Here is a 17,037-nt window from a genome sequence, read left to right on the forward strand (position 1 = left end):
GCGCGGGGTGTTGTCTCTCAAAGACCGGCTGGGGTGGTCTCCTACATCGCGTGCGGGTACACCGTCAGCATGTGTGCGCCGAACCACGCGCTGCCGAGGACGATCGGCACCATCGCCGCAACGGCCACCCCCGCCCGCCACCGCGCCATGATCACCGCGAGGGGTATTAGCAGCACAAAGGCCGGCAGCAGCAGTCGGCCGCGGCTCATCATCAGTCCGCTCGACAAGACGATCGACGCGACCACCAACACCCCGTAGAGCAGCACCGGCCACGGCATTCGCGACCACACCGCCAGCACCAGCATCCCGAGCGTGCTGACGATGATCCAGGAGGTCGCGACCGGAGCCACCTCACCGGAATGCACGAGGGTGTCGTTGACGAAGTCGAAGGTCGAGCGTCCCCAGTCGAACCGGGTGCCCCAGCCCTCGGTCTGGATGCGGAACCAGCCCGTCGGCGAACCCGTTCGCCACCACACCACCGCGAGGTAACCGAGATAGCCGAGGGGGCTGATCGCGACCGCCGCCCAGGCCCGCCAGCCATCCCGGCGAGACAGCACGGCCGCCAGCATCACCACCCCGACCACCACCACCGCGGTCGGCCGCGTCGCGCCGGCCAACAGCGCGCATGTGCCGGCCAGCAACCAACGGTGTTCGAGGACCCCGATCAACGCCCACACCGCGAGCGCGCAGAACAGCGCCTCGGTGTATGCCATGTTCAGCACCACCGACATCGGCGTGGCCGCGAACAACGCCACCAGGAGCAGTCCCGTACGCCGGGGATTCGCCGGGCCGATCGGCGAGCGATCGGCCATCAGACGGGCGCACCAGCGGCCCAATCGTGCCGCGCCGACTGCGGCCACACATCCCAACACGACGTTCACGGTGATCGCGGCGCCGTAGGGGGTGATCAACGGCAGTTTCGCCACCGCCCCGACCAGCAGGGGATATCCGGGGAAGAACGCGTAGGCGGTGTCCGGGGTGTGCAGACCGCGGGCGTCGGTCTGGGTGAACGGGACGTCGCGGTAGCCGTACTCGGCGATCGCGACCATCCACTGCCCGTCCCACAGCCAGAGGGAGTCGCCCAGGGTCGTGTCGCGGAGTTGGGCGAATCGCGCCAACACGGCGATCCCGACCGCCCGGATGGCCAGGAACACGAGGATCGGTTCGATCCAACTGCGGACCGCCGGACGAGCGAAGAACTCCCATACGCTGCGGCCACCGGACGTGGGTGCGGTGGGGGAGGCTGAGTTGCGCCGCGGCACGCGCCCACCGCGTGCGGAGGCACCGACGTCGGTTCCGGTGGCCACCTCAGCGATGGTAGGACGACCCGCGACGTGTCGACCACCACACTCGCCGGGCCATCGCCGGGCGATCACAGTCCATCCGAGGGAATCGACCGGCAGACGCCGCCGACCGTGCCCGGATATGTGTCTGGGATCACGTGGCCGAGGGTGGTGGATTCGGGCAGAAAGGTCGCCGCCGGTAAGGTGATGGCCGCTAAGGTTCGCCCCGCTGCTCAACGTCGAGCGTTTCCGAACTGGGGCGATGCACCATCCGACAACCCCCGAAAGGTGGTCGACGTGGCACTCGTTGTGCAGAAGTACGGCGGTTCCTCGGTTGCAACGGCCGAGCGGATCCGCCGTGTCGCCGAGCGCATCGTCGAGACCAAGAAGCAGGGCAACGACGTCGTAGTGGTGGTCTCCGCAATGGGTGACACCACCGATGAACTCCTCGATCTGGCACAGCAGGTCAACCCGACTCCGCCGCCGCGCGAGATGGACATGCTGCTCACCTCCGGTGAACGCATCTCCAACGCGCTGGTCGCCATGGCGATCAGCTCGCTGGGCGCGCAGGCGCAGTCGTTCACCGGTTCGCAGGCCGGTGTCATCACCACCAGCAGCCACGGCAAGGCGAAGATCATCGACGTCACGCCGGGCCGCGTCCGTAGCGCCCTCGACGAGGGCAAGATCGTGCTGGTCGCCGGTTTCCAGGGTGTCGCCCAGGACACCAAGGACATCACCACGCTCGGTCGCGGTGGCTCCGACACCACGGCGGTCGCGCTGGCTGCGGCGCTCAAGGCTGATGTCTGCGAGATCTACACCGATGTCGACGGCGTGTACTCCGCCGACCCGCGCATCGTGCCCGATGCCAAGCGTCTCGAAACCGTCTCCTTCGAGGAGATGCTCGAACTGGCCGCCTGTGGCGCCAAGGTGCTGATGCTGCGCTGCGTGGAGTATGCGCGCCGCTACAACACCCCTGTTCATGTGCGCTCGTCGTACTCGACAAAACCCGGCACACTCGTCGCCGGTTCGATGGAGGACATTCCCGTGGAAGAAGCCATTCTCACCGGCGTCGCCCATGACCGCAGCGAAGCCAAGATCACTGTGGTCGGCCTCGATGACAAGCCCGGCTACGCGGCAAGGGTCTTCCGCGCGGTCGCCGACGCCGAGATCAACATCGACATGGTGTTGCAGAACGTGTCCAAGGTGGACACCGGCAAGACCGACATCACCTTCACCCTGCCGCGCGAGCTCGGCCCGCTCGGCGTGGAGAAGCTGACCAAGCTCAAGGACGAGATCGGTTTCACCGATCTGCTCTACGACGATCACATCGGCAAGGTGTCGCTCGTGGGCGCCGGCATGAAGAGCCATCCCGGCGTCACCGCCACCTTTTGCGAGTCGCTGAGCAACGCCGGCATCAACATCGAGCTCATCTCCACCTCGGAGATCCGCATCTCGGTGCTGTGCCGCGACACCGAACTCGACGACGCCGTGCGCGCGCTGCATGCGGCGTTCGATCTCGGTGGCGATGAGGAAGCCGTCGTCTACGGGGGAACGGGGCGATAGAAATGGTGAGTATCGGAGTTGTGGGCGCGACCGGCCAGGTCGGTGGCGTCATGCGTACCCTGCTGGCCGAGCGCAAGTTCCCGGCCGATGAGGTTCGGTTCTTCGCGTCGTCGCGGTCGGCGGGCAAAAAGCTACCGTGGGGCGACGGCGAGATCGTCGTCGAGGATGCCGCCACGGCCGACCCCTCGGGCCTGGACATCGCGTTGTTCTCTGCCGGCGGCACCATGTCCAAGGAGCAGGCGCCGCGGTTCGCCGCAGCCGGTGCGACAGTCATCGACAACTCTTCGGCCTGGCGCAAGGACCCCGACGTCCCGCTGGTGGTGTCCGAGGTCAACGGCGAGCTGGCGAAGAACCCGCCCAAGGGCATCATCGCCAACCCGAACTGCACCACCATGGCCGCGATGCCGGTGCTCAAGCCGCTGCACGACGCGGCCGGTCTGCAGCGCCTCATCGTCTCGAGCTATCAGGCGGTGTCCGGTAGTGGGCTGGCCGGTGTCGAGGAACTCGCATCGCAGACCCGCGCCGTGGTCGGCGACGCCGAGAAGCTGGTCTACGACGGCGGCTCCGTCGACTTCCCGGCACCCGACAAGTACGTCGCGCCCATCGCGTTCAACGTGCTCGCGATGGCCGGCTCGCTGGTCGACGACGGTTCCGGCGAAACCGACGAAGATCAGAAGCTGCGCAATGAGTCCCGCAAGATCCTCGGGTTGCCGGAGCTGTTGGTGAGCGGAACCTGTGTGCGGGTGCCGGTGTTCACCGGGCACTCGCTGTCGATCAACGCCGAGTTCGCAAACCCGTTGTCGGTGCAGGAGGCGCAGGAGATCCTCGGCGCCGCAGCCGGAGTCGAACTCTCCGACGTGCCGACCCCGCTGGCGGCGGCGGGCAAGGACAACTCGCTGGTCGGCCGAATCCGGCAGGACCCGGGTGTGCCGGACGGCCGCGGTCTCGCGCTGTTCGTCAGCGGCGACAACCTGCGAAAGGGCGCTGCACTCAACACGATTCAGATCGCCGAGTTGCTCGTCTAGACTTCGACGCCACGTTAACGCCCGCCACGACACAGGTTGTCGTGGCGGGCGTTTCGTCTCGGTGACCGGCCGCCCAGATGGGCGTCGCAGACAAGGGGGACGGGGGGTCGCCGAAGGATTTGTACGGACGCATACCGGTAATACCGGGTTATACTCTAGGCATGAAGACCGCCATCTCGATCCCCGACGACACCTTCGAACGAGCAACGCGCCGAGCCCGAGAGCTCGGCCTGAGTCGCTCGGAGTTGTTCGCTCGCGCCGTGGGCAGCTATCTCGATACCCTCGACGCCACCTCCATCACCCACCAGATCAACACCGCACTCGACGAACAACCGGCCACTACCTCTGATTCCTCCGCCGAGGAGGCCGTTGCCATGGGTCGCAACGTCCTCGCCGCGTCCGAGTGGTGATCGAACGCGGCGGCATCTACTGGGCCGATCTCGGTGCACCATCGGGCTCACGCCCGGCCAAACGCCGTCCCGTCGTGGTCATCTCCGACGACAGCTACAACGCCAGCCGCATAGCCACCGTCATCGCAGCGGTCATTACCTCCAACACCAACCTGGCAACCATGCCCGGCAACGTGTTCCTGCCCGCAGCCGCCACTGGACTACCCAAAGACTCCGTCGTCAACGTCACCGCCCTGATCACCCTGAACAAAGCCGACCTCACCGATCACGCCGGCAGCATTCCTCTTGCCCTGCTCAACGACGTAGACCGCGGACTACGCACATCCCTTCACCTATAACCCGGCGGTCGATCCCCGTCGGTCACGGCCGCCGCGGCTTCGACGATGATGGCGCGCATCGCGTTCTCCGCCGCCACCGGGTTGCCCAGGCGGATGGCTCGCGCGACATCATCGTGCAACGCAATGGCTTCCGGATTCGGCCTGTCCGGCATCATGCCGTGATGGGTGCGTCCGGCGAGGACCTCGTAGACCACCTCGGCGAGGGCGCGGAACATCTCATTGCCACTCGCTTCCAGTAGGGCACGGTGAAAGATCTTGTCGGCCAGTAGGTAAGCGTCCAGGTCGCCGCTGCGTCCGTGGACGACCATGTCCGACACCGCCGCCGCGAGGATGCGGCACTGATGTTCGTCGGCCCGCTCGGCGGCCAATGCCGCGGCCACCGGCTCAAAGCCGCGACGTAGCTCCGACAGGGTGAGCAGAAAATCGGCGCGGTTGTCGCCGTCGAGGCGCCACCGGATCAGGCGGGGGTCGAACACGCTCCACTTGGTCTGCGGTTGGATCGTAATACCGACCCGGCGCCGTGAGCTCACCAAGCCCATCGATTCCAGGACCCGGATCACCTCACGCGCCACGGTGCGCGACACCTCGTACTGCGTGCAGATGCCGTCGAGGGTGAGGACGCTGCCTGGTGGCTGCTCACCCGCGACGATGCGTCGTCCGATCGACGTGAGGACCTGGTCGTGCCGTTTGCCGATGCCGGAAGTGTCCTGACTCACCCATTCATCTTGTCATTACTCCACGCATCGACCGAATATGAGTACTTGTGAGCGCTCGTACTTGCAAAAGTATGACTATTGAGGCAATCTCTGTGACCAGAAGCACAACAGGTAGGAGTTCTGATGCGGTCACCAGTGGTCGTGATGGGGGTGTCGGGGTCGGGGAAGTCGACCGTAGGGGCGGCGTTGGCCCAGCGGGTGCGGGCGCCGTTCGCCGATGCCGACGACTTTCATCCGCCGGAGAACATCGCGAAGATGTCGGCCGGTCGCGCCCTCGACGACGCTGATCGTCGTCCCTGGCTGGAATCCATCGGACAGTGGCTGGCGCAGCACGCCGACGGCGGCGTGGTGAGCTGTTCGGCGCTCAAACACTCCTACCGTGACCAGCTGCGCGCACATGCGCCGTCGGTCTTCTTCGTTCATCTCGACGGTCCCATCGAGGTCATCACCCGCCGGCAGGCCTCGCGCCCCGGACATTTCATGCCCGCGACACTGCTGCAGTCGCAGTTCGACACTCTCGAGCCGCTCGGCCCCGACGAGGCCGGCGGTGTGGTCGACGTCGACCAGAGCGTGGACGCGATCGTCGAACAGTCCGTCGCCCTTCTTCAGGAGAACGACCAGTCATGACGACCCTACAAACGGCGGTACTGGCCGCCGACGCCGAACTCCCCGAACCCATTGCCCCCGGGTGGCAGCTGATCGTTGCGGCGCTGGCCGGCATCGCGGTGATCGTCGTGGCGATCACGATCGCCAAGGTGCATCCGTTCCTCGCTCTGATCGGCGGTGCCGCGACCGTCGGAATTGTTGCCGGCGAATCGATCCCGACGTTGCTCGAGTCCTTCACCGATGGGTTCGGCAGTACCGCGGCCGGTGTGGGTATCCTCATCGCCCTCGGTGCGATGTTCGCCAAACTCCTGGCCGACTCCGGTGGTGCCGACGAGATCGTGGACACCATCGTCGGGCACGCCTCGCCACGGATGTTGCCCTGGGCGATGGCGCTCGTCGGCGCGATCATCGGCCTGCCGATGTTCTTCGAGATCGGCCTCGTCCTGCTGATGCCGGTGATCTACCTGGTCGCCCGGCGCTCGGGGTTGGGTCTGATCACCATCGGTATCCCAGCGCTCGCAGGTCTGTCGGCGATGCACGGATTCGTGCCGCCGCACCCTGGTCCGCTGGTCGCGATCGACGCACTCGGCGCCGACCTCGGTACCACCCTGGCGCTCGGTGTGCTGGTGGCTGTCCCGACCATCATCGTGGCCGGGCCGCTGTTCGGCACCTTTGCCGGTCGCTGGGTGACGGTACCGATCCCCGATACCTTCGCCGCCGATCCCGCCGACGGGCCCACCACCCGCCGCCCGAGCTTCGCGGTCACCATGTTCAGCGTCCTGTTGCCGGTGGTGCTGATGTTGGGCAAGGCCCTAGCCGAGATCTTCGTCGACGACGAGAACCAGATCGTGCGCCAGGTGCTCGACGTCCTCGGCACGCCCGTCATCGCGTTGCTGATCGCCGTGGTGGTCGCCATGTTCACCCTCGGCCGCGGGTCGGGGATGAATCGGGACACGATCTCCAAATGTACCGGTGCAGCCCTCCCCGCGATCGCCGGCATCCTGCTCATCGTGGCCGCGGGCGGTGGCTTCAAGCAGGTCCTCGTCGACACTGGTATCGGCACCCTGTTGGCCGACTGGGCCACGGACGTCAACATCTCGGTGCTGCTGCTCGCCTGGACGCTGGCCGCGCTCATCCGCCTGGCCACCGGATCGGCCACGGTCGCGACCATCACCGCGTCGTCGTTGATGCTCGGGCTGGTCGACGGGTTGAGTTCGGGGGAGACCTCGCTGGTCGTGCTGGCGATCGGCGCCGGCTCAGTGTTCCTGTCGCACGTCAACGACGCCGGGTTCTGGTTGGTCAAGGAGTACTTCGGGATGAGTGTGGGTCAGACCTTCAAGACCTGGTCGATGATGGAGACCGTGTTGTCGGTGACCGGTCTGATCGTCGTACTCCTGCTCGGTTTGGTGATCTGACCGCGCATGCCCAGTCGACGCGAAACAGCGCCCAGCCGACGAGAAACAGCGCCCAGTGAACGGGGAACGGCGCCCAGTCGACGGGGAGGGTGGGGCTCGGAGGATGCGTCGACGAGGGCGCGGTGATCGCGAGAAAGATGACCCCGATCACCCCAATATGTTACTGTGCGGTAGCTTACTGGGGAATGAAACAAAGGTGGGGGAGTATCTCAATGAGGCGATTGCACACTACCTGGGCACCACGGCGACTCATCGCGCTGGTGGTCACCGGTCTGGTCGTCGGTTCCGGCCTGGCGGTGGGAGCGCCGGCCGCGACGGCCGCCGGCGACTTCTATACACCGCCCGCGCAGTTCGACACCGATCCCGGCGCCGTCATCCGTAGCGAGCCCAGTCCGCTGCTGCTGCAGATCCCGGGCGTGCCGAACCAGTGGCCGGGCACGGCCACCCGGGTGATGTACACCTCGAGCTATCAGGACGGGAAACCCGCCGCGGTGACCGGCACGCTGGTGGAGCCCACCGCGCCCTGGCAGCGCGGCGGCAAGCGGCCGACGGTCGTCCTCGGACCCGGCACCGTGGGACAAGGCGACCAGTGCGCCGGCTCCAAGATGATGAACTTCCCCCTCGCCATCGATCCGGCGAAGCCGAGCATCGCGGTCAACTACACCGCGCTCGAGTTGAACCTGTTGCTGATCAACGGTGTCCGCGTGTTCATCACCGACTACATCGGCATGGGCACCCCGGGCGTGCACACCTACGTGAACCGGCGAGAATCCGGTGCCGCCATGCTCGACGGCGCGCGGGCGGCGCTCCGGCTGGCCAAGGCGGGCGACGATGCACCGGTGGGCTTCTCCGGGTACTCGCAGGGCGGCGGTGCCGCCGCCTCGGCCGCCGAAATGGCGCAGACCTATGCGCCCGAACTCAACGTCAAGGCGACTTATGCCGGTGCGCCGCCGGCCGATCTCGCCAAGGTGACCCAGCAGATCGATGGCACGTTCATCGCCGGCGCCATCGGCTACGCGATCAACGGTCTCGCGGCTCGGTATCCGTCGCTGCAGCCGGTACTCGACCGGGAGACCACGGCGTTTGGACGGCACGTGCTCTCCCAGGTGGCCACGCAGTGCATCGGTGACACCGGGCTCGCGTTCGGGTTCCAACGCACCACTCAGTGGACGCGTACCGGGGAGTCGCTTTCGGCGGTCATAGACCGGAGCCCGGCAGCCAAGAAGGCGGTCGACGAGCAGCGGATCGGTCGCCTGACGCCCAATGCCCCGGTCCTGCTCGAGGGCGGCATCAGCGATGACGTCATCCCGTACGGCCAGGTCCAGCAGCTCTACCGGGATTGGCGCGCGCAGGGCGCCGACGTCGCGCTGGTGACCAACGAGATCCCGCCGATCTTCCCGGGCCTGGTGGTCAACCATGCGTTGCCGATGCTGACGACATTGCTGCCGGGAACACAGTTCCTGCTCACGCATTTCGACAGCTGACGCCGACAACTCGTCGTAGGACACTTGATTCGGCTCGACTCGCCCAAGACGCTTCCGGGCGCATCGGGAATGTGATGTGCTGTCGCCCGTGTGGGGGACTGAGATGAGGTCGGTGGGTACGGTGCGGACGTCGAGGTGGACCGCGATCATCGCGCTGATCGCGGCAACGATGGTGGTGACCACACCCTCGGCCGGCGCGGCGCCCGCTGTCTCGCCGCAGCCGCCCGCCGGGGTCGGTCCCGTCGGCACCTCGCTGATGCACGGCGATCTGTGGTCGACGGATTCGACGCCTTTCCGCGGCCCCGGACGCACCGCCCGCCTGGCCGGTTCCTCGGTACCCGGCGGGGCCTGCGCGGCGACGTTCATCGGCAGCGACGGTATGCCCGTGTCGTTGTGTACGCAGTTCGTGGGCACTGCGCCACCGGAATTCGCCGTACCGACGGTCACCCTGTTCGATCCACAGACCGCCGCGCCGGTGGCACGGCTGCAGCTGGCCAAGGGTGGACTGCTGGGCGGTGTCTACGGCTACCTCGACAGCCGTGACCGCGTTGTCGTCGCCGACGGATCGGGTGAGATTCTCCGGGTCGCACACCGCCAGACCCCCATTGGCTGGCAGGTCTACGTCGACGACCGCGTGGACGTCTCCGGCCACATCCCCGACGGCGACGCGATCACCGGTCTGGCGCCGGACTTCGACAACCGGATCTGGTTCGCGACCACCCACGGGGTGGTGGGCACTGTCGACGACACCCGAGTCCGCTCGATGCACCTGCGGCCCGGAGAAGACCTGGGCAACGGGTTGTCGGTGCGGGAATCGGGGGTCTCGGTGCTCTCCACGCACGCGCTCTACGAGATGCGCGCCGGCGCCGACGGCGTCCCCCGTGTGGTGTGGCGCCGAGGTTACGACCGTGGTGCGGCGAGGCGTCCCGGTCAGCTGACCTGGGGGTCGGGGACCACCCCCACCTACTTCGGCCCCGGCGGGGACAGCTGGGTAGCGATCGTCGACAACGCCGCGCGGCCGGAGCTGATCGTCTACGACAGTGATTCCGGCGCCACGGTCTGCCGAATGCCCGCTTTTGGTGGTTCGGGGCAGGGCACCGAGAACTCGATTCTGGCTTGGGGCGACTCGCTGGTGATCCCGAGCACCTACGGCTACCAGTACCCGCCGATGGCGGTCACCGGACCGAGCGTGCCGACGAATGCCCCGTTCGTGGGTGGGTCCACCCGGATCGACGTGTCGCCGAGCGGGTGCCGCCGGGTCTGGGAGAACCGCGACCGGATCGCGACCCTGCCGCGACTGACCCGCGGAGACGGCCTGATCAACTCGCTCGGTTACGGCCCGTACGTGCCCGGATCGGTGCAGCAGCTGGGCCCGGTCTATTACGTGGCAACCGATTTCGCGACCGGACAACGAGTGCGCACGCTCCGGGTGGGGGATGGCCCGATCGACGAACCGCTCGAACTCACCGGCACCATCGCCCCTGACGGCACGATGTGGCAGGCAACCGTCGGGCGCATGCTGAAGATCTCGCGGTGAGGCGGGATGGCCGTGGGACAATCGCGTCATGACCGACCCTGACGACCCGGATCGGATTCCGACCCAGGCCGAACTCGACGCCGAGGACATGGCTGCCATCGAGCACAGGTCGCGCGACCGTGACGAAGCGAATCTGTACCCGCCGCGGCCCGGCGATCCCGGACCGGCGCCGGCGGCGTTGAGTCTGCACGCGCGAGTCGCGTGGTGGGGTTCGGCGATCGCCGGGCTGATCAGCGTCGTCTACGGATTCCTCAACCTCGGGATGATCAGCGACCTGCTGCGGGCACGCCTGCTCGAAGGGGTGGTCAACGACCCACGCAATGCCAGCCCGGAGGATCAAGTCGACTCGCTGGCCGGCTTCTTCCCGCCGTTCATGCTCGCCACGATTGTGGTGTTCCTGGTGATCGAGTACGCGCTGCTGGTGGCCTCGGTCACCCATCACAGCCGCAACTGCCGCAACTTCTTCCTCGCTGCGGTGGTGATCAACCTGATGTGCATCCCCATCGGCATCGACCTGCTCTTCGACTACCCGGAGGTATGGTCGGCGATGCCGGTCATCGCGTGGCTGCAATTCGCTCTGCTCATCGTCGCCAGTGTGTTCACCTTGCGGCGCAACGTCAATCAGTGGCTGCCCGACTCGACCCGGATGCGTCCGACGAAGATGTTCCGGGCGCGATAGCGCACCCGCAACAGTCTCAACTCTCCAACGCGAGCAGCTCTTTGGTGAACTCGGCCTCGTCGATGAGAGTGCTGTGTCCATCGGCTACCACCACCTGGCCGTGGACCATCACGGTGTCGACAATCCTCGGTGAGCCGGTGGTGAGCACAGATGAACCGGGGTCGCGGACCGGCAGCGTCGCGTAGTCGCGGTCGAACCGGAACAGTGTCAGGTCTGCCGGGGCGCCGACGGTGACCCCACCGCTCACCGCGGGGAGGCCGAGTGCGCTGTTCGCACCACCGCAGGCGATGTCGAGCATGGCGCCGAAACCGAGCAGGTCCGCGCGTCGGTGTAGCGCCCGCTGCAGGTAGGCGGCGATCCGGAAGGTCTCCAGCATGTCCTGGGTGTCGTTGCTGGCCGCCCCGTCGACGCCCAGGCCCACCCGGATGCCGCGTTCGAGCATGGCCGGAACCGGTGCGATCCCACTGCCCAGACGCATATTCGACAGCGGATTGTGGGACACGGCCACCCCACGTTCGGCGAGGATCTGTTGTCCGAGGTCGTCGAGTTCGACACAGTGCACGGCCAGCACCCGGTCCCACAGGAACCCGTTGCCGTCGAGATACTCCACCGCACCGACGCCGGCGTGTTCGAGGCACATCCGGTCGTCGGTGGGGGTTTCGAGCAGATGGATGGACACCGGGAGCTCGTGACGTTGGGCGAACTCACGTAGCGTGGCCATCCCGGTCTCGGTCACCGACCGCGGGTTGGGCACCGCCAGCGCCATCGAGATCGGCGTATCGGCAACCTGCGTGCGCAGATGATCCACATGCGAGAGTACTTCGTCGAGCGGCTGCATCAGCCGTGGCTCGAATCCCCACTTGCGGGTGGCATCCGGACGGTCTGCCACACCGCGGCCCAGCACCGCACGAATCCCGGTGTCGGCCAACGCCTGGATCACCGCACCGTGCACTTCGGTCGAGGGGTGTGGCCACATGTGCTCGACGACGGTCGTGGTACCCGACCGCAACGCCTCGAGACATGCCGACACCGCGGCCAGATAGGCGCGTCGCGGGGTGATGGCCACCGACTCCTCGCCGACGGCGAGTAGCCACTCGAGCAGTGGTGTGCACTCGGCGATGCCGCGCATCAGTGACTGCTGCAGGTGAGTGTGGGTATTGACGAACCCGGGGATCAGGTGGCCGTTGCCATCACCGGGATGTGGGGTTGCGGTGATCGCCGTGACCACGCCGTCCTCGACCAGGACGTCCTGATGGCTGTGCCAGGCGCCGCCGGTGTAGACAGTGACGTCGCGGAACGCGGGTGTGGGAGCTGCCGGTGCGGCGGGTGTTGCCGGTGTGGTCACGACGTCCCCTACTTGCCGTAGTTGGCCGCGACGCGCTGCGCGATGTAGTCGGCGGCCGTGATCGGCGGGTACGTGCCCGCGGCGCTCTCGATCACCACGTCGGTGTTGGCCTGCGCGAAGTAGGCGATCGTGTAGCGCGGCCCGGTGTACTCGCCGCGGCGCGGGGCCCGCACGCGGTGGAAGTTCGACGGCAGACGGTCATCGGACCAGCGCATCAGCATGTCACCGATGTTGCAGGTGATCGCGTCGTCGGAGGGTTCGACCGGTGTCCAGGCCTGACCCTCGGCCTCGGCGCCGGGCAACACCTGCAGACCCCCTTGACCGGTGCGCTGGAAGAGCAGCGTCAGGGCGTCGAAATCGGTGTGGGCACCGGCACGCCACGCGGAGTCCGCGTCGAGCAGTTCGGCGGGAAATGCGTAGTAGTGCAGCAGACGCAGCGTGCTCTGGTAGGTGCGGGAGGCGGGATCGTGTGCCCGGGTGAAGAATTCCCGGTCCAGGCCGAGCTTGTCGGCGAAACAGCTCAGTAGGTCCATCGCCAGACGCCAGCATTTGCGCTCGAATTCCTCGATGGTGGCGCGGAACCCGGCCAGTTCGTGCTCACCGGGCCAGAGGCCGTCCATCCGCGGGCGGGTGACCTGGAAGGACTCCTTCTGGTCGGGCGTGCCGACCGACGGCCGAACCTGACTCATGTATTCCCAGCCCGCGTTTTGGCCTTTGCGCAGCGGATACTGTTCTTTCACCACGGTGGGCAGATCAAAGAATCGCGCCGACATGTCGAAGGTGTGGTTGACCTCGGCCATGTCGATGCCGTGATCGACGACCTGGAAGAAGCCGATGTCGGTTGCCGCCGCCCAGAGGTCGTCGGCGATCTGCCCGCGGCGCTGCGCGAAGTCGGCGAGACTGATGCGTCGTACCTCGCGGTCGGTTGTCTCGGTGCCCAGCCCGCCCATCGCGCGTTCGCGGTGCAGCTCGGCCATCTCGTCGGCTCGGACGGAACGATGACGGGTGGCGGTGGTGATCTCGGACATGCGTTCTCTCTCGTGGTGATGAGGCCGCATGCGCTTTTCGACGCGGTGCCTGAGAGATGAGGACACCGCGGACGCGAACAACGGGACTCTGGCCCGCTGCTACATACGACCTCGTGGGTCCGAGCATAGGTGACACCTGCCGAGTCCGCGAGGCGGCGCGGGTTCAGGCAAGCCTTCCCTGATTTTCTGGAACTGTTCCTATTTCTGGACTCGTTCCAGAAAACTGCTACAGTGGAGTCATGTCAGATCGTCACCGGTTCCATCGACGGCTTCGCGAAGCGGGAATGCGGGTCACCGCGCCCCGCATCGCGGTGCTGGAGATTCTGGACGATCACCCGCACTCGACCGCGGATTTCGTCGCCACCGGGGTCCGCGAACACCTCGGCGGGGTGTCCACGCAGACCGTCTACGACGTCCTGCGCGCGTGTACGAATCGCGGTCTGCTTCGGCGCATCGAACCGGCTGGTTCGCCGGTCCGCTATGAGACCCGCACGGGCGACAATCATCACCATCTGATCTGTCGTCGCTGCGGACAGATCGTCGACATCGATTGCGCGGTCGGGCAGGCCCCGTGTGCGCTGCCCGATGACGATCACGGCTACCGCATCGATGAGGCCGAGGTCACCTACTGGGGTGAATGCCCGCGGTGTCGCAGTTCGGTTGCGGTGAAAGGAAAATGACGAAGCAAACGTCCAGAACCGTGTGAACGCACTGTGATCCAGCGACACCGAGTGGATTCAGCAACACCGAGTGAGTCAGGAGAAGCCCATGGCAGCAATTGATCCCGTGTACACCGTCGCCTCCACGGCAACCGGGGGTGGCCGAGACGGCCAGGTCGTCTCGCAGCCCGGCCGGGTCGACCTCGACATGCGGCCGCCCACCGAGATGGGCGGCAGCGGCGAAGGCGCGAATCCCGAGGAGTTGTTCTCAGCCGGCTACGCGTCGTGCTTCCTCGGAGCTTTGCGGGCGACCGCCAAGCAGGCGGGCGCGCAGGTGCCCGACGAGGCGACGGTGACCGTGACGGTCGGCATCGGCAAGGACGACGCCGACGGCGGATTCGCCCTCGTCGCCACCATCGAGACCTATTTGCCGGGCCTCGACGAGGCAAAGGCCAAGGAGCTGGCCGAAGGCGCCCATGCCTTCTGCCCGTACTCCAAGGCCACCAAGGGAAATATCGAGCACAACATCACGGTTCGGGTCTGACCCGACCCGCACCGACGCGTACAGCCCACGCAAGGAAAGGAGCGGTCCACCATGGCCACCAACACACCCATCACCAGCACGCTCACCGAAGAGCAGAAGTCGGTCACCGGTAAGGCGTTGCAGGACACCCTCGTCGACCTGATCGACCTGTCGCTGATCGCCAAGCAGGCGCACTGGAACGTCGTCGGACGTCAGTTCCGTTCGGTTCACCTCGAACTCGACGAGTTGGTCTCGGTCGCGCGCGAGTTCACCGATGCCGCAGCCGAGCGCGCAACCGCTATCGGTGTCAGCCCGGACGGCCGCGCAGAGACCGTCGCGAAAACCGCGAACACCAAGGGTTTCGGCGAAGGTTGGACCCAGGATAGTGACGTCGTCACCGCGGTCATCGATAACCTGCAGTCGGTGATCGGCGGTCTGCGCGAGCGAGTCCAGGCCACCGAGTCGGCCGATCCGGTGACTCAGGACCTGCTGATCGAGATCGTCTCGAAGCTCGAGCAGCTGCACTGGATGTGGCAGGCGCAGTCCGTCTGACGTCTGCTCCTGACACGCCGACATGGCCGAGCGCCCCGGTCATGTCGGCGTTGTCGTGTCCGCGTGCTCGAGTTCGATGGCAGCTCTCGAGGTGACTGTGACCCCGCGAACGATGCGAAATGCCCGCATGTAGCGTGGCAGCGTGGACAGTTGGGCAGCGGTAGTGGGGTTGGGGCTACTCGCGGCGGCCGTCGGGGTCATCGCGTTCGTGCGTTACCGGCAACATGAGACCGCGACATTGCAGCGTGACGTGACGCTCGCCCGCGAACTCCGCGAGCTCGCCGGGACCGACGAGGTCCGGCTGGCATCGGTGGACGAGTTCGAGCTGGCCATCTACCAGCGACTCTTCTACGCATCGGTGGTCGGTCCGCGCATCCGCAGTGCCGCCTGGGCGTTGTTCGGAACTGCACTGGCGATGAGCGCGGCCGTGGCCGCGTCGGCCGGCGACGGCGTGCTCTGTACGGTGGCCCAGATCGGCGCCCTCGTGGTGACCGCGGTGTTCGCGCTGGCCACCCTCACCTTCGTCGCGATGGCGCTCGTGCACACCGCGACCACCCCGCGCGTCTCCTTCGCCGAGTCCTACGCTGCCGAGAGGTCGACCACCGACACCGGCTCCGGGTAGCCGGGCCCGCTCAGCGGGCGGCGAATCGGCGGCGGTAGACGGTCGGCGTGACCCCGACGGTGGCGTTGAAGTGGTGGCGCAGCAACGTCGCGGACGCGAAACCCACCCGGGCGGCGACGTCGTCGACCGGCAGTGTGGTGGATTCGAGCAACCGGCGCGCGTGCAGCACCCGCTGCTCGGTCAGCCATCGGTGAGGCGACACCCCGACCTCGTCGACAAAGCGCCGGGCGAAGGTGCGCGTGGACATGTGCATCCGGTTGGCCAGTTCGTCGACCGTGATGTCGGTATCGAGGTGTTCGACCATCCAGTCGAGAACCTGGGCGAACCCGTCGGACTCGCAGGCAGGTACGGGTGCCTCCACGAACTGACGCTGTCCGCCGTCGCGATGCGGCGGCACCACCATTCGGCGGGCGATGCGATTGGCGACGTCGGGCCCATATTCCGCGCGGACAAGGTGCAATGACGCGTCGATTCCGGCGGCGGTTCCGGCGCTCGTGGTGACCGGCCCGTCATCGACGAACAACACGTCGGTGTCGACGATCGCCTTCGGATAGCGGCGGGCGAGTTCGGCGCCATGGCGCCAATGCGTCGTGCACCGGCGACCGTCGAGTAGGCCGGCCTCGGCTGCAGCGAAGGCGCCAGTACACACCGTGAGCACGCGGCCCCCGTTGTCGACCACCCCGCGCAGGGTCTGGAGTATCTCGGGTGCGAAGTCCGGGTCGGTGCTGCCACCCGGAACAGCCACCAGGTCGGCGTCGAGGCAGTCGTCGAGCGTGTGCGGTGGGACCACCGCCGCGCCGTGACCGATGCTCAGTGGAACCCCCGGATCCGGCGAGGCGATCAGGAATTCGAAGGCCGGGACGCCGTCATCGGTGCGATCGAGGCCGAACACCTCGTTGACCACCCCGAACTCGAACAGCGCCACCTGGCGATGCAGTACGACGGCGACCTTCTTCAACACCCATCCAGTATGGCCGAAATTTTGCGAACAATGTCGTTCAGGCCACTGTCGGCGGGATATTTACGAGAACATACTTTCAGTCATGAACATGTTGATCCTGCTGCTCCTCCTGATTGCCGTGCTGTCGCCGATTGCGATCGGTATACAACGAACCGGGGGGTGGGCCCCGCCGCGTCATCGGTCACGTTCGCGCCTCGGCCCCGACGCTGAACGCATTCGCGCCGAACTCCGCCTCTTGCACCTGCAACGTCGCGACAGCGCTTGACCTGCAGCGACTTTCGGGTGGTTGCG

General features: G+C 66.6%; 18 protein-coding genes. 13 read left to right on the forward strand and 5 right to left on the reverse strand.

The annotated features are described in order from the left end of the window. Positions 1–41: 41 nt before the first annotated feature. Positions 42–1,307 carry a putative hexosyltransferase gene (locus tag L1892_RS01770; protein ID WP_372474938.1) on the reverse strand — a complete coding sequence of 422 codons (1,266 nt, stop codon included), beginning with the start codon at positions 1,305–1,307 and terminating at the stop codon, positions 42–44. A gap of 273 nt (positions 1,308–1,580) precedes the next feature. On the opposite strand from L1892_RS01770, the gene L1892_RS01775 reads away from it, so the two are divergent. The 4 genes from L1892_RS01775 to L1892_RS01790 all read left to right on the forward strand — a co-directional run bounded on the left by L1892_RS01775 (position 1,581) and on the right by L1892_RS01790 (position 4,619). Further along, a complete protein-coding gene (locus L1892_RS01775; RefSeq protein WP_235721724.1) occupies positions 1,581–2,846 on the forward strand; it encodes an aspartate kinase in 1,266 nt (421 codons plus the stop codon). 2 nt (positions 2,847–2,848) lie between these two features. Further along, positions 2,849–3,871 carry an aspartate-semialdehyde dehydrogenase gene (locus L1892_RS01780; RefSeq protein WP_235721725.1) on the forward strand — a complete coding sequence of 341 codons (1,023 nt, stop codon included), beginning with the start codon at positions 2,849–2,851 and terminating at the stop codon, positions 3,869–3,871. A gap of 161 nt (positions 3,872–4,032) precedes the next feature. Further along, a complete protein-coding gene (locus tag L1892_RS01785; protein WP_235721726.1) occupies positions 4,033–4,281 on the forward strand; it encodes a ribbon-helix-helix domain-containing protein in 249 nt (82 codons plus the stop codon). Then, a complete protein-coding gene (locus L1892_RS01790; RefSeq protein ID WP_235721727.1) occupies positions 4,275–4,619 on the forward strand; it encodes a type II toxin-antitoxin system PemK/MazF family toxin in 345 nt (114 codons plus the stop codon). Before L1892_RS01785 ends, L1892_RS01790 begins: the two co-directional genes overlap by 7 nt. Here the strand turns inward: L1892_RS01790 and L1892_RS01795 are convergent. After that, the gene (locus L1892_RS01795) at positions 4,610–5,335 is read right to left on the reverse strand and encodes a FadR/GntR family transcriptional regulator (RefSeq protein ID WP_235721728.1); all 726 of its coding nucleotides are present in this window, start codon (positions 5,333–5,335) and stop codon (positions 4,610–4,612) included. The genes L1892_RS01790 and L1892_RS01795 overlap by 10 nt on opposite strands. 123 nt (positions 5,336–5,458) lie before the next feature. Between L1892_RS01795 and L1892_RS01800 the strand changes: the two genes are divergently transcribed. From L1892_RS01800 to L1892_RS01820, 5 genes are all read left to right on the forward strand, one after another. Continuing rightward, positions 5,459–5,962: a gluconokinase gene (locus L1892_RS01800; RefSeq protein ID WP_235721729.1), complete on the forward strand. Its 504-nt coding sequence runs from the start codon at positions 5,459–5,461 to the stop codon at positions 5,960–5,962. After that, positions 5,959–7,356: a GntP family permease gene (locus L1892_RS01805; RefSeq protein WP_235721730.1), complete on the forward strand. Its 1,398-nt coding sequence runs from the start codon at positions 5,959–5,961 to the stop codon at positions 7,354–7,356. Before L1892_RS01800 ends, L1892_RS01805 begins: the two co-directional genes overlap by 4 nt. A 212-nt stretch (positions 7,357–7,568) precedes the next feature. Next, entirely contained in the window at positions 7,569–8,840 is a 1,272-nt protein-coding gene (locus L1892_RS01810) for a lipase family protein (protein WP_235721731.1), read from the forward strand. A gap of 169 nt (positions 8,841–9,009) precedes the next feature. Further along, positions 9,010–10,377 carry a hypothetical protein gene (locus L1892_RS01815; RefSeq protein WP_235721996.1) on the forward strand — a complete coding sequence of 456 codons (1,368 nt, stop codon included), beginning with the start codon at positions 9,010–9,012 and terminating at the stop codon, positions 10,375–10,377. A gap of 28 nt (positions 10,378–10,405) precedes the next feature. Next, positions 10,406–11,056 carry a hypothetical protein gene (locus tag L1892_RS01820; RefSeq protein ID WP_235721732.1) on the forward strand — a complete coding sequence of 217 codons (651 nt, stop codon included), beginning with the start codon at positions 10,406–10,408 and terminating at the stop codon, positions 11,054–11,056. A 16-nt stretch (positions 11,057–11,072) separates the two neighbouring features. Here the strand turns inward: L1892_RS01820 and L1892_RS01825 are convergent, their stop codons facing one another. Further along, positions 11,073–12,401: an amidohydrolase family protein gene (locus L1892_RS01825; RefSeq protein ID WP_235721733.1), complete on the reverse strand. Its 1,329-nt coding sequence runs from the start codon at positions 12,399–12,401 to the stop codon at positions 11,073–11,075. An 8-nt stretch (positions 12,402–12,409) separates the two neighbouring features. Next, positions 12,410–13,429, reverse strand: a complete 1,020-nt coding sequence (locus tag L1892_RS01830; protein ID WP_235721734.1) for an isopenicillin N synthase family dioxygenase — start codon at positions 13,427–13,429, stop codon at positions 12,410–12,412. 239 nt (positions 13,430–13,668) lie between these two features. On the opposite strand from L1892_RS01830, the gene L1892_RS01835 reads away from it, so the two are divergent. The 4 genes from L1892_RS01835 (at position 13,669) to L1892_RS01850 (ending at position 15,785) form a co-directional block, all read left to right on the forward strand. After that, a complete protein-coding gene (locus tag L1892_RS01835) occupies positions 13,669–14,109 on the forward strand; it encodes a Fur family transcriptional regulator (RefSeq protein ID WP_235721735.1) in 441 nt (146 codons plus the stop codon). A gap of 88 nt (positions 14,110–14,197) precedes the next feature. Then, entirely contained in the window at positions 14,198–14,632 is a 435-nt protein-coding gene (locus L1892_RS01840; RefSeq protein WP_235721736.1) for an organic hydroperoxide resistance protein, read from the forward strand. Positions 14,633–14,683: 51 nt separating this feature from the next. Further along, positions 14,684–15,163: a Dps family protein gene (locus L1892_RS01845; RefSeq protein ID WP_235721737.1), complete on the forward strand. Its 480-nt coding sequence runs from the start codon at positions 14,684–14,686 to the stop codon at positions 15,161–15,163. A 142-nt stretch (positions 15,164–15,305) separates the two neighbouring features. Next, a complete protein-coding gene (locus tag L1892_RS01850) occupies positions 15,306–15,785 on the forward strand; it encodes a hypothetical protein (protein ID WP_235721738.1) in 480 nt (159 codons plus the stop codon). A 10-nt stretch (positions 15,786–15,795) separates the two neighbouring features. Here the strand turns inward: L1892_RS01850 and L1892_RS01855 are convergent, their stop codons facing one another. Next, the gene (locus tag L1892_RS01855) at positions 15,796–16,746 is read right to left on the reverse strand and encodes a GlxA family transcriptional regulator (protein WP_235721739.1); all 951 of its coding nucleotides are present in this window, start codon (positions 16,744–16,746) and stop codon (positions 15,796–15,798) included. Between the last annotated feature and the right edge of the window lie 291 nt (positions 16,747–17,037).

The organism is Gordonia tangerina, from assembly GCF_021556435.1.
Taxonomy (GTDB): Bacteria; Actinomycetota; Actinomycetes; order Mycobacteriales; family Mycobacteriaceae; genus Gordonia; species Gordonia tangerina.